9 protein-coding genes and 1 tRNA gene are annotated in these 13474 nt (G+C 52.2%); all 10 read left to right on the top strand.

The annotated features are described in order from the left end of the window. Positions 1 to 108 precede the first annotated feature (108 nt). The 10 genes from HV832_RS15290 to HV832_RS15245 all read left to right on the top strand — a co-directional run bounded on the left by HV832_RS15290 (position 109) and on the right by HV832_RS15245 (position 13471). Positions 109 to 184, top strand: a tRNA-Trp gene (locus HV832_RS15290). Positions 185 to 219: 35 nt separating this feature from the next. Beyond that, positions 220 to 603 (top strand): preprotein translocase subunit SecE, encoded by a 384-nt coding sequence (gene secE, locus HV832_RS15285; protein WP_176804730.1) that lies wholly within the window; start codon positions 220 to 222, stop codon positions 601 to 603. Then, positions 603 to 1196, top strand: a complete 594-nt coding sequence (nusG, locus tag HV832_RS15280; RefSeq protein ID WP_176804719.1) for a transcription termination/antitermination protein NusG — start codon at positions 603 to 605, stop codon at positions 1194 to 1196. The genes secE and nusG overlap by 1 nt, the downstream gene beginning before the upstream one ends. A 126-nt stretch (positions 1197 to 1322) precedes the next feature. Then, positions 1323 to 1754 carry a 50S ribosomal protein L11 gene (rplK, locus tag HV832_RS15275; RefSeq protein ID WP_176804718.1) on the top strand — a complete coding sequence of 144 codons (432 nt, stop codon included), beginning with the start codon at positions 1323 to 1325 and terminating at the stop codon, positions 1752 to 1754. After that, positions 1754 to 2446 (top strand): 50S ribosomal protein L1, encoded by a 693-nt coding sequence (gene rplA / locus HV832_RS15270; RefSeq protein WP_176804717.1) that lies wholly within the window; start codon positions 1754 to 1756, stop codon positions 2444 to 2446. Before rplK ends, rplA begins: the two co-directional genes overlap by 1 nt. Before the next feature lie 293 nt (positions 2447 to 2739). Beyond that, the gene (gene rplJ, locus HV832_RS15265; RefSeq protein ID WP_176804716.1) at positions 2740 to 3237 is read left to right on the top strand and encodes a 50S ribosomal protein L10; all 498 of its coding nucleotides are present in this window, start codon (positions 2740 to 2742) and stop codon (positions 3235 to 3237) included. Positions 3238 to 3300: 63 nt separating this feature from the next. Continuing rightward, a complete protein-coding gene (gene rplL / locus HV832_RS15260; protein WP_176804715.1) occupies positions 3301 to 3675 on the top strand; it encodes a 50S ribosomal protein L7/L12 in 375 nt (124 codons plus the stop codon). Positions 3676 to 3889: 214 nt separating this feature from the next. Beyond that, complete coding sequence (gene rpoB, locus HV832_RS15255) at positions 3890 to 7996, top strand: DNA-directed RNA polymerase subunit beta (protein ID WP_176804714.1); 4107 nt, start codon at positions 3890 to 3892, stop codon at positions 7994 to 7996. Positions 7997 to 8304: 308 nt separating this feature from the next. Then, positions 8305 to 12528, top strand: a complete 4224-nt coding sequence (rpoC, locus tag HV832_RS15250; RefSeq protein WP_176804713.1) for a DNA-directed RNA polymerase subunit beta' — start codon at positions 8305 to 8307, stop codon at positions 12526 to 12528. A 109-nt stretch (positions 12529 to 12637) separates the two neighbouring features. After that, positions 12638 to 13471 carry a biotin--[acetyl-CoA-carboxylase] ligase gene (locus HV832_RS15245; RefSeq protein ID WP_223827362.1) on the top strand — a complete coding sequence of 278 codons (834 nt, stop codon included), beginning with the start codon at positions 12638 to 12640 and terminating at the stop codon, positions 13469 to 13471. The last annotated feature ends 3 nt before the right edge of the window (positions 13472 to 13474 follow it).

Raw genomic sequence — 13474 nt, 5'->3', positions numbered from 1 at the left:
GCGGGTGTGGTTGCCAAGATTATCGAGTAATAGAAGTTTGTAAGCTGCCATTCAAATACGGCGATCTGTTCTGGGTCGCCGTGATAATTTGAGTAGTTTCAAAGATGTAGGGGTGTAGCTCAATTGGCAGAGCGACGGTCTCCAAAACCGTAGGCTGGGGGTTCGATTCCCTCCGCCCCTGCCACCATCAAAGCCGCAGGGCACCGAAAGTAAATGAGTATGTCTAATCATTCCGTACAAACAGTTAATACCTCAGGTGACAAATATAAAGTCATTCTGGCGGCTATTGCGATCGTTGCTGGAATTGCTGCTTTTTATGTTCTTGCTGGTCAGTCCTCGTGGGTTCGTGTGATTGCATTGTTGGCTGGTTTGGTGGTTGCTGTCGGTCTGGTTTCTGTTTCTCAGGTGGGACGTGACTTCGTTGAGTTCGCGAAAGAAGCGGTCCGTGAAACAAAAAAAGTTGTATGGCCAACGCGTAAGGAAGCCGGGCAGATTACTGCCGTCGTTTTTGGTTTTGTTTTGATTATGGCGATCTTTCTCTGGGGAACGGATAAGTTTCTGGAGTTTATGTTGTATGACGTAATCCTTGGATGGAAAAAATAATGAGCGATAACATTCAGGAAAACGAACAGGGTACAGCGCCAGTGGTGTCTGTGCCCAAAAGTGCTAAAAGATGGTATGCGGTTCATGCCTACTCAGGTATGGAGAAAAGTGTTCAGCGCGCACTGGTTGAGCGTATCGACCGTGCTGGTATGCAAGATCTGTTTGGCCGGATTTTAGTGCCGACAGAAGAAGTAATCGAAGTTCGTAACGGCCGCAAGGCAGTCACCGAGCGTCGTCTGTTTCCGAGCTATGTGTTCGTTGAAATGGAAATGACTGACGATACATGGCATCTGGTGAAAAACACCAACAAGGTAACCGGTTTTATCGGTGGTAAATCCAATAAGCCATCTCCTATCCCTCAGCATGAGGTTGATAAGATTTTGCAGCAGATGCAGGATGGTGTTGAGAAACCACGGCCAAAAGTGTTGTATGAAGTTGGCGAGGTTGTCCGGATTAAAGAAGGTCCATTCACTGATTTCAATGGCAATGTTGAAGAAGTGAATTACGAAAAATCTAAAGTCCGCGTGACGGTCACTATCTTTGGTCGTGCAACCCCGGTTGAGCTGGAATTTGCTCAGGTCGAAAAGGTATAAGGTTAAAGCGCTGATTGGTGCGTAACAGAAGTTTGTTGAAACTGATTAAAGTAAGCAGGCAGAGGAGCCTGTCAGTGTGTGGTAGGCATTGGCGGGCGCTATTACTCATTTAATGAAGGAGCCATCATGGCAAAGAAAATTATCGGTTTTATCAAGCTGCAAGTGCCAGCTGGTAAAGCAAATCCATCTCCACCTATCGGTCCAGCTCTGGGTCAACGTGGTCTGAATATCATGGAATTCTGCAAGGCGTTCAACGCGCAGACCCAGGGTATGGAGCCAGGTATGCCGATCCCTGTTGTGATCACTGCATTTGCTGACAAGTCTTTCACTTTCGTGATGAAGACCCCTCCGGCAACTTACATGATCAAAAAAGCAGCTGGTATCACTAAAGGTTCTTCCAAGCCACATACTGATAAAGTTGGCAAGATTACTCGTAAGCAGGCGGAAGAAATCGCAACAGTTAAAGCAAAAGATTTGACTGCTGCTGACATGGAAGCAGCTGTGCGCACTATCGCCGGTTCTGCTCGTTCCATGGGTATCACGGTGGAGGGTCTGTAATGGCTAAGTTATCTAAAAAAGCAAAGTTGCTCGCGACTAAAGTAGATCGTCTGAAAGTCTATCCGTTTGATAACGCTATCGCGTTGATCAAGGAATGCGCAACAGCGAAATTCAATGAGTCTATCGACGTTTCCGTGCAGCTTGGCGTTGATCCTAAGAAATCCGACCAGGTTGTCCGCGGCGCGGTCGTTCTGCCTGCCGGTACTGGTAAATCTGTACGCGTAGCGGTATTTGCACAAGGTGCAAAAGCTGAAGAAGCGAAAGCCGCCGGTGCAGATATCGTCGGTATGGAAGATCTGGCAGAGCGCGTTAAAGCTGGCGACATGCCTTTTGACGTTGTGATCGCTTCTCCTGACACAATGCGTATCGTTGGTACTCTGGGTCAGGTTCTGGGTCCACGTGGTCTGATGCCTAACCCAAAAGTTGGCACAGTGACTCCGGACGTAGCGACCGCAGTTAAAAATGCAAAAGCGGGTCAGGTTCAGTATCGTACAGATAAAGCAGGGATTATCCATGCAACTATCGGTCGCAAATCTTTTGCTGACGGCGACCTGAGAGCTAACCTGGTTGCGCTGATTGATGCCCTGAACAAGGCAAAACCTGCATCCAGCAAAGGTGTATATCTGCGTAAAGTCTCCATCTCATCCACGATGGGTGCAGGCGTTCGCGTTGATCACGCTAATCTGGCTTAAGTAAAAAATTAAGTCCCTGCGCTTTTGGCGCAGGGCGATTCTTTGGGCTGAATGTGCTGTCGTACATTCAGAGTGTCAAAGACCGTTGGGCTTGATATGCATCTCTGATGCCTGTCAAGTTAAATATCTGGAGCATAGACGACAGAGCCCAACGCAGATGGTGTACCCGAACAAGTTTTGTAGTGGACTGGTCCGCCAGTGAAGCTCCTAACTTCGGACGCCGTGTTCGAAACGATATAAAGGAAGCTCATCATCCTGATGTGCTGAATGAGTATCACTAATGGAGGTTGACCGTGAGTCTCAATCTGAATGACAAAAAGGCTGTCGTCGCTGAAGTCTCTGCAAAAGTAGCAACTGCACAGACTATCGTCGTAGCTGAATATCGTGGCATCCAGGTCGGTCATTTGACGCAATTGCGTGCATCCGCACGTGCTCAGGGCGTTTACATGCGCGTGTTGAAGAACACACTCGCACGTCGCGCCGTTGAGGGTACTGCATTTGCTAACCTCGCTTCTGAAATGACCGGTCCGTTGATCTATGCGATCTCGGACGATGCTGTTGCTGCCGCTAAAGTCGTCAATGACTTTGCAAAAGGCAATGACAAACTGGTTGTTAAAGCAGGTAACTATGCAGGCAAATCGCTGGATAAAGCTGGTGTTGTTGCACTGGCAAGCATCCCAAGCCGTGAAGTTCTGTTGGCACAATTGTTGGGCATGATGCAGGCACCTGTATCCGGCTTCGCACGTGGCCTGGCAGCTCTGGCAGCGAAAAAAGAAGCCGAAGCTGCTTAATTGCAGTCTCGCTTTTTCGTCAAATACCGAATCGATGTGATTTAAAAATATTAGGAGTTTCAAATGGCAATTAGCAAAGACGATATCCTGGAAGCCGTAGGCGCGATGTCCGTAATGGACCTGAACGACCTGGTGAAGGCATTCGAAGAAAAATTCGGCGTATCCGCAGCTGCAATGGCAGTCGCTGGTCCAGCAGCAGGCGGCGCGGCTGCTGCAGCTGAAGAGCAAACAGAGTTCACAGTCATTCTGGCTGAAGCTGGCGCGAACAAAGTTGGCGTGATTAAAGCAGTTCGTGAACTGACAGGCCTGGGCTTGAAAGAAGCGAAAGACGTGGTTGACGGCGCACCTAAAGCAGTTAAAGAAGGTGTTTCCAAAGCTGACGCTGAAGCTGCTAAGAAGAAGCTGGAAGAAGCTGGCGCGAAAGTCGAAGTCAAGTAATTCAGCATCAAGGCAAATCTCCGGATTTGCCGAAGTCAAAGGAAGGAATCCTCTTGCAAGAGAGGATTCCTCTTTGGCTTCTTTGTCGTTTCGGGTTGTTTAGTTGTTTATTAAGGCTGAGGGTTGAGACTTGAGGCTTTTTGTCGCAAGGTATTTGTAATGTGCGTCAGGAATCCTGAATTCTCCTTCCTTCCCTGTCACTCACGGAGTGTCCATGCACTACTCATTTACTGAGAAGAAGCGTATTCGTAAATCTTTTGCGAAGCGCGCCAACGTCCACAACGTTCCGTTCTTATTGGCGACCCAAATCGAGTCGTATCAGAGCTTTTTACAAGAAGACAGAACTGCTGCAAACCGCAAAAATGAGGGCTTGCAATCTGCCTTCACTTCGATTTTTCCTATTGTTTCGCACAATGGGTTTGCTCGTCTTGAGTTTTTATCCTATGTATTAGGTGATCCCGCTTTTGACGTCAAGGAATGTCAGTTGCGCGGACTGACTTATGCGTCTCCGCTGCGTGCTAAGGTGCGTCTGGTGATTCTGGATAAAGAGTCGCCGACCAAACCGGTCGTGAAGGAAATGAAAGAGCAGGAAGTCTACATGGGCGAATTGCCTCTGATGACCACCACCGGCTCGTTTGTGATCAATGGTACCGAGCGTGTGATTGTGTCCCAGTTGCACCGTTCGCCGGGCGTGTTCTTTGAACATGACCGTGGCAAAACGCATTCTTCCGGTAAATTGCTGTTCTCGGCACGGATTATTCCTTACCGCGGCTCATGGCTGGATTTTGAATTCGATCCGAAAGATATCCTGTTCTTCCGTATTGACCGCCGTCGTAAGATGCCTGTCACGATTCTGTTGCGTGCAATTGGGATGACCAATGAGCAGATCCTGGCTAATTTCTTCGTTTTCGATAATTTCACGCTGCATAACGATGGCGCTGAAATGGAATTTGTTTCCGAGCGTCTGCGCGGTGAAGTGGCGCGTTTCGATATTACCGACAAGTCCGGTAAAGTTATTGTTGCCAAAGATAAGCGCATCAACGCAAAACATGTCCGCGAAATTGATGCCGGCGGCATCAAGCATATTTCTGTTCCAGAAGATTATCTGATCGGCCGTGTGCTGGCGAAAAATATTATCGACGCCGATACTGGCGAAGTGATTGCGAATGCCAACGACGAACTGACAGAAGAATTATTGGGACGTCTGCGCGATGCTCGCGTCACTGACATTCAGACCTTGTATACCAACGATCTGGATCAGGGTGCTTACATCTCCCAGACTTTGCGTACCGATGACACTGCCGACCAGATGGCAGCACGCGTGGCGATTTACCGCATGATGCGCCCTGGCGAACCGCCGACAGAAGATTCTGTTGAAGCGCTGTTCAATGGTTTGTTCTACAGTGAAGAGCGTTACGACCTGTCGGCTGTTGGCCGTATGAAGTTCAATCGCCGTATCGGCCGCGACGAACTGACCGGCGCCATGACTTTGTCCAACGAAGACATCCTCGCCGTAATCAAGATTCTGGTTGAGCTGCGCAATGGTCGCGGCGAAGTCGACGATATCGATCACCTGGGTAACCGCCGGGTACGTTGCGTTGGTGAATTGGCTGAAAACCAGTTCCGTGCCGGTCTGGTGCGTGTCGAGCGTGCCGTCAAAGAGCGTCTGGGTCAGGCGGAAGCCGATAACCTGATGCCGCATGACCTGATTAACTCCAAGCCGATTTCTGCAGCAATCCGCGAATTCTTCGGTTCTTCGCAGTTGTCGCAGTTTATGGATCAGACCAACCCGCTGTCCGAAATCACGCACAAGCGCCGTATTTCCGCACTGGGACCTGGCGGTCTGACCCGTGAGCGCGCCGGCTTTGAAGTCCGCGACGTGCATCCGACCCACTACGGCCGCGTTTGTCCGATCGAGACACCGGAAGGCCCGAACATCGGTCTGATCAACTCGCTGGCTTTGTACGCGCGTCTGAACGAATACGGTTTCCTAGAAACGCCATATCGCAAGGTTGTTGACAGCAAAATCACGAACCAGATCGATTATCTGTCTGCGATCGAAGAAGGCCGCTATATCATCGCTCAGGCGAATGCGACCATCGACGGCACAGGCACGTTGGTCGACGAACTGGTGTCTGCCCGTGAAGCTGGCGAAACCATCCTGGTCTCGCCAGAGCGCATCCAGTACATGGACGTGGCGACCGGTCAGGTAGTTTCCGTTGCGGCATCGCTGATTCCATTCCTCGAACACGATGATGCGAACCGTGCGTTGATGGGTGCCAACATGCAGCGTCAGGCAGTTCCTTGTCTACGTCCGGAGAAAGCTTTCGTCGGTACTGGTATCGAGCGTACCGTGGCAGTTGACTCCGGCACCACAGTGCAGGCGCTGCGCGGCGGTAAAGTCGATTACATCGATGCGGGTCGTATCGTGATTCGTGTCAATGATGCTGAAGCACAGGCTGGTGAAGTCGGTGTGGATATTTACAACCTGATCAAGTACACCCGTTCCAACCAGAACACCAATATCAACCAGCGTCCTATCGTCAAAGTCGGTGACGTGGTTGCCAAAGGTGACGTCCTGGCTGACGGCGCATCGACTGACATGGGCGAACTGGCTCTGGGTCAGAATATGCTGGTCGCGTTTATGCCGTGGAACGGTTATAACTTCGAAGATTCGATTCTGATCTCTGAAAAAGTGGTAGCTGACGACCGCTATACATCGATTCATATCGAAGAGTTGTCCGTTGTGGCACGTGACACCAAGCTGGGCGCGGAAGAAATCACCCGCGATATCTCGAATCTGGCTGAGAACCAACTGGCCCGTCTGGATGAATCCGGTATCGTCTACATCGGCGCCGAAGTAACAGCTGGCGACACACTGGTTGGTAAAGTCACGCCAAAAGGCGAAACTCAACTGACACCGGAAGAGAAACTGCTGCGTGCGATTTTCGGTGAGAAAGCGTCCGACGTGAAAGATACGTCTTTGCGCGTACCGTCCGGCATGGTTGGTACAGTCATCGACGTTCAAGTGTTCACTCGCGAAGGTATCCAGCGCGACAAACGCGCACAGCAGATTATCGACGATGAACTGAAACGCTACCGCCTGGATCTGAACGATCAGCTGCGTATCGTGGAAGGCGATGCGTTCGAGCGTCTGGAGCGTATGCTGGACGGCAAGATCGCTGACGGCGGTCCGGCCAAGCTGGCAAAAGGCAGCAAGATCACTAAGGAATATCTGGCCAGCATCGATAAATATCACTGGTTCGATATCCGTCTGGCATCCGATGATGCGGCGAATGCACTGGTTGCGATGAAAGATTCCATCGCCGAAAAACGTCATCAGTTCGATCTGGCGTTCGAAGAAAAACGCACCAAGCTGACTCAGGGCGACGAATTGCCGCCAGGCGTACAGAAAATGGTCAAAGTGTATCTCGCGGTCAAGCGTCGCCTGCAGCCAGGTGACAAGATGGCGGGTCGTCACGGTAACAAGGGTGTGGTTTCCCGTATCGTACCGATTGAAGATATGCCATACATGGCCGATGGTACGCCTGCAGACATCGTACTGAACCCGCTGGGTGTTCCGTCCCGTATGAACGTGGGTCAGGTTCTGGAAGTGCATCTGGGCTGGGCGGCAAAGGGTCTGGGTCTGCGTATCGGTGAAATGCTGAAAGCGAAAGCGAAGGTTGAAGAGCTGCGCGAATTCCTGAAAAAGATTTATAACGAATCCGGCAAGAAGGAAGATATCGACGGTTTCAGCGATGCAGAAATTCTGGAACTGACGAACAACCTGAAAAACGGTGTGCCGTTTGCGACACCGGTGTTTGACGGTGCGCATGAGTCTGAAATCCGCCGCATGCTGGATCTGGCTTTCCCTGATCACATTGCCGAACAACTCGGTATGACGCCATCCAAAAATCAGGTTACCCTGTACGATGGCCGGACTGGCGAAGCGTTCGAGCGCAAGGTGACTCTTGGCTATATGCATATGCTGAAACTGCACCATCTGGTTGATGATAAAATGCATGCCCGCTCAACCGGACCATATTCTCTGGTCACGCAGCAGCCATTGGGCGGTAAAGCCCAATTCGGTGGTCAGCGTTTCGGTGAGATGGAAGTTTGGGCACTGGAAGCTTACGGCGCGTCTTACGTCTTGCAAGAGATGCTGACCGTCAAGTCGGATGACGTGAATGGCCGTACCAAAGTATATGAAAACCTGGTCAAGGGTGATCACGTGATTGATGCAGGTATGCCAGAATCGTTCAACGTTCTGGTCAAGGAAATTCGCTCTCTGGGTATCGATATCGATCTCGAGCGCGATTAATCCGGATTACTGCAAAGCCTTCCGGCCCGCTGGAAGCTGCTTTGCAGCAGATGAAAAAAATTAGTAATTTGCAGTATGTGTACTACCGCCGCCGCCCGGACGAGATCCGGGCGATGGTCATTCAGCCAGCCAGCAGTTTGGAAGTGAATTCGTTCCCGGTATCTGATGGAACCAGTCCCAGCAAGGGATTCCGGCTCTCCCGTCGATGCGAACAGGGTCAGATGACGAAATTGCTTCTGTTGCAGCACTATTCAGCCAACTAGCGTGAATTTCAAAGTAAATTCGCACGCTTTACTGGAGTGATATACATGAAAGCCCTGCTCGATTTATTCAAGCAAGTCCAGCCAAACGAACAATTCGACGCGATCAAAATTGGTCTGGCGTCTCCGGAAAAAATCCGTTCCTGGTCCTACGGCGAAGTCAAAAAGCCGGAAACCATCAACTACCGTACCTTTAAGCCGGAACGCGACGGCCTGTTCTGCGCCAAGATTTTCGGACCGATCAAAGATTATGAATGCCTGTGCGGTAAGTACAAGCGTCTGAAACACCGCGGCGTCATCTGCGAAAAATGCGGTGTTGAAGTCACACTCGCCAAGGTACGCCGTGAGCGCATGGGTCACATCGAACTGGCGTCGCCAACAGCGCATATCTGGTTCCTGAAATCGCTGCCTTCCCGTCTGGGTATGGTGCTCGACATGACACTGCGCGATATCGAGCGCGTGCTGTATTTTGAAGCATACGTTGTGACCGATCCCGGCATGACTCCGCTGAAAAAATGCCAGATCATGTCGGAAGACGATTACGCTGCCAAATACGAGGAATATGGTGATGAATTTACCGCGTTCATGGGTGCCGAAGGTATCCGCGAACTGCTGCGTTCGATTGATATCGACCGTGATGCGGAAACTCTGCGCACAGAGCTGAAAGAATCCAAATCCGAAGCCAAGATCAAGAAATACGCGAAGCGCCTGAAAGTGCTGGAAGCATTCCAGCGTTCCGGCATCAAGCCAGACTGGATGATCATGGAAGTACTGCCAGTGCTGCCGCCTGAATTGCGTCCGCTGGTACCGCTGGATGGCGGGCGTTTTGCGACCTCCGATCTGAACGATCTGTATCGCCGCGTGATTAACCGTAACAACCGCCTGAAGCGCCTGATGGAATTGCGCGCTCCGGAAATCATCACCCGCAACGAAAAACGGATGTTGCAGGAAGCGGTTGATTCCTTGCTGGATAACGGCCGTCGCGGTAAAGCGATGACTGGTGCGAACAAGCGTCCGCTGAAATCGCTGGCTGAGATGATCAAAGGTAAGGGCGGTCGTTTCCGTCAGAACTTGCTGGGTAAGCGCGTCGACTACTCCGGTCGTTCCGTTATCGTTGTGGGTCCGCAACTGAAATTGCATCAATGCGGCTTGCCGAAACTGATGGCACTGGAACTGTTCAAACCATTCATTTTCAATAAACTGGAATTGATGGGTCTGGCAACCACGATCAAGGCAGCGAAGAAACTGGTAGAGATTCAGGAACCGGTCGTCTGGGATATCCTGGAAGAAGTCATCCGCGAACATCCGATCATGCTGAACCGTGCGCCCACGCTGCACCGTCTGGGTATCCAGGCGTTTGAGCCAGTGCTGATCGAAGGTAAAGCGATCCAGCTGCATCCGCTCGTTTGTGCGGCATTTAACGCCGACTTCGACGGTGACCAGATGGCGGTGCACGTTCCTCTGTCGATCGAAGCACAGATGGAAGCCCGCACACTGATGCTGGCGTCTAACAATATTCTGTTCCCGTCCAATGGCGAACCATCGATCGTACCTTCCCAGGATATCGTGTTGGGTCTGTACTACGCTTCCCGTGAAAAAATCAACGGCAAGGGCGAAGGCATGATGTTCCCGGATGTTTCCGAAGCGATCCGCGCCTGGGACAATAAGGAAGTCGAACTCAGCACCCGTATCACCGTGCGTATCACCGAGTACCCGAAAGATGTGGCAACCGGTGAATTCACCAAGACCATCAAACGTTACGAAACCACAGTCGGTCGTGCGATTCTGTCTGAAATCCTGCCGAAGGGCTTGCCATTCAGCGTTCTGAACCGTCCGTTGAAGAAAAAAGAAATTTCCCGCCTGATCGATACGTCTTTCCGTAAGTGCGGCCTGCGTGCGACAGTGGTATTTGCCGATCAGCTGATGCAGATGGGTTTCCGTCTCGCGACACGTGCCGGTATCTCGATCTGTATCGACGATATGCTGGTACCACCGCAAAAAGTGACCTTGCTGGCTGCAGCAGAGCACGAAGTCAAACAGATCGAACAGCAATACGCTTCCGGCCTGGTGACTGCGGGCGAACGCTACAATAAAGTGGTCGATATCTGGGGCAAGACCGGTGATGAAGTCGGTAAGGCGATGATGGAGCAACTGAAAGTTGAACCTGTCACCAAGCGCGACGGTAGCGTCGGCACGCAAGAGTCTTTCAACGCGATTTACATGATGGCCGACTCCGGTGCGCGTGGTTCTGCGGCGCAGATCCGTCAGCTGGCCGGTATGCGTGGTCTGATGGCGAAACCGGATGGTTCGATTATCGAAACACCGATTACCGCGAACTTCCGCGAAGGTCTGAACGTTCTGCAATACTTCATTTCCACACACGGTGCGCGTAAAGGTCTGGCCGATACGGCGCTGAAGACAGCGAACTCCGGTTACCTGACACGCCGTCTGGTCGACGTGACGCAGGACCTGGTGGTGGTGGAAGACGATTGCGGTACATCGAACGGTTCTTCGATGAAGGCGATCGTTGAGGGCGGTGAAGTCAACGTGCCTTTGCGCGACCTGATTCTGGGCCGTGTTTCTGCCAACGATATCGTGAATCCTGAAACACAGGAAACCCTGTATGCAGCGGGTACGCTGCTGGATGAAGTGGCTGTAGAACGTATTGAAGCTCTGGGCATTGACGAAGTCAAAGTCCGTACACCACTGACCTGTGACACCCGCTATGGTCTGTGTGCGATGTGCTATGGCCGTGATCTGGGGCGTGGCAATCTGGTTAATTCCGGCGAAGCCGTCGGTGTGATTGCTGCGCAGTCCATCGGTGAACCGGGTACACAGCTGACGATGCGTACCTTCCACATCGGTGGTGCGGCGTCCCGTGCAGCCGTGGCCTCTTCCGTGGAAGCCAAATCCAACGGTACGATCCGTTTCACTGCGACGATGCGTTATGTCACGAACGGTAAAGGCGATCAGATCGTCATTTCCCGTTCCGGTGAAGTGCTGATCACTGACGACCACGGTCGTGAGCGTGAGCGTCATAAAGTACCTTACGGTGCGACACTGATCGTCAAAGACGGCATGCTCATCAAGGCTGGTACGGCACTGGCGACATGGGATCCGCTGACCCGTCCTATCATTACCGAATACACCGGTACGGTGAAATTCGAGAATGTCGAAGAAGGCGTGACCGTTGCAAAACAGGTTGATGAAGTGACCGGTTTGTCCACGCTGGTAGCGATCGATCCTAAACGTCGTGGCGCAGCCGGTAAATCGGTACGCCCGCAGGTTAAGCTGCTGAATGAAAACGGCGAAGAAGTGAAAATTGCCGGTACTGAACATGCAGTGACGATCGGCTTCCAGGTTGGCGCGCTGATTACCGTTAAAGACGGTCAGCAGGTGACAGTGGGTGAGGTTCTGGCGCGTATTCCGACCGAATCGCAAAAAACCCGTGATATTACCGGTGGTCTGCCACGCGTTGCCGAACTGTTCGAAGCACGTTCACCAAAAGATGCCGGTATGCTGGCAGAGGTAACCGGTACTGTTGCGTTCGGTAAGGAAACCAAAGGTAAGCAGCGTCTGGAAATCACCGACATGGACGGTGAAAAACACGAGTTCCTGATTGCCAAAGACAAGCAGGTGCTGGTGCATGACGGTCAGGTGGTGAACAAGGGTGAAATGATTGTGGACGGCCCGGCCGATCCGCAAGACATCCTGCGCCTCCTGGGTATCGAAGCGCTGGCCCGCTACATCGTTGACGAAGTCCAGGACGTGTACCGTTTGCAGGGCGTCAAGATCAACGACAAGCACATTGAAGTGATCGTGCGTCAGATGCTGCGCCGTGTCGTTGTCGTCAATCCGGGTGATGCCAACTACATCACCGGTGAGCAGGTCGAACGTTCTGAACTGCTGGATGAAAACGATCGCGTGACTGCTGCTGGCGGTATTCCGGCAACTTATGAAAATATCCTGCTGGGTATTACCAAGGCATCGCTGTCGACCGACTCCTTCATCTCCGCCGCGTCCTTCCAGGAAACCACACGGGTTCTGACAGAAGCAGCGATCATGGGCAAGAAAGACGGCCTGCGTGGTCTGAAAGAAAACGTGATTGTTGGTCGCCTGATTCCTGCTGGTACCGGTCTGGCGTTCCACCGTGCACGCAAGATGAAAGAAACCTGGGAAGCTGATGAACGTCAGGCTTTACTGGATGCAGAGAAAGTCACTTTTGCACCGGTTCCTGAGGTCGCAAGCAACCTGACAGACAGCGACGCCTGATCTGTCAGTCAGCATCAGAACGGCACCGCAGCAATGTCTACGGTGCCGTTTTTTTATCTGCTTTCTGAGCAATCGGGCAAGCTATTTTCCAAATCATCAAACAATACTCATGCAGAATGAATCAGGCACCGCTGCGGCAGCGGACAGGCAACCACGATACAACGGCATTTTGAAAGCAGACGCAATCCGGCAACGGCGTGATGCCTTCGGTATGCTGGCCGAAGTGGAAGTTGTTGAGAGCACGGGTTCCACCAATACCGACCTGATGAACCGGCTTCCCGGTCTGGAGCGTGCCGTCATGCGGATCGCGTTGCATCAGACCGCGGGTCGCGGGCGTGCTGGCCGCAGCTGGAGTTCGGTACCGGATGGCATGCTGATGTTTTCACTGGCATGGCCGATGAAGCAGGCCAGCCATCAGTTAATGGGATTGCCGCTGGCTGTGGGCGTGATGATTGCCGAGGTGCTCAACAGTCTGGATGTCAACGTCCGTCTGAAATGGCCGAATGACGTGCTGCGCAATGGCAATAAACTGGCCGGAATTCTGATTGAAAGCGCCACACAGCCGGAACAGGGCAGCTGGATTGTGGTCGGCATAGGATTGAATCTGCTGGTTCCCGATACGCTGGAATCGGAACTGGGACGTACGGTGGCAGACGCGCCCTGGCTGGCGAGAATGGACAGAAATCAGCTGGCAGCGATGCTGTTGAATGCGTTGGCGCGCGGGCTGGATCAATTTGAGCGGGAAGGATTTGGCGGCTTCCTGCAACGCTGGAACACACTGCATGCATATGCCGGGCAGGTAGTGCAGATTCTGGATCAGGGCCAGGTCATCCGGCAAGGTATCGCGTTGGGTGCCGACGCGATGGGTTGTCTGTTATTGCAGACGGGACAAGGGCAGGTCAGTATACTGGCCGGGGACGTCTCATTACGTCCGGCTGACTGAATA

The sequence above is a fragment of the Cognatundibacterium oligocarboniphilum genome, from assembly GCF_013377855.1.
GTDB classification, from domain to species: domain Bacteria; phylum Pseudomonadota; class Gammaproteobacteria; order Burkholderiales; family Burkholderiaceae_D; genus Undibacterium; species Undibacterium oligocarboniphilum.
This window is presented reverse-complemented; position numbering and strand designations above follow the sequence as displayed.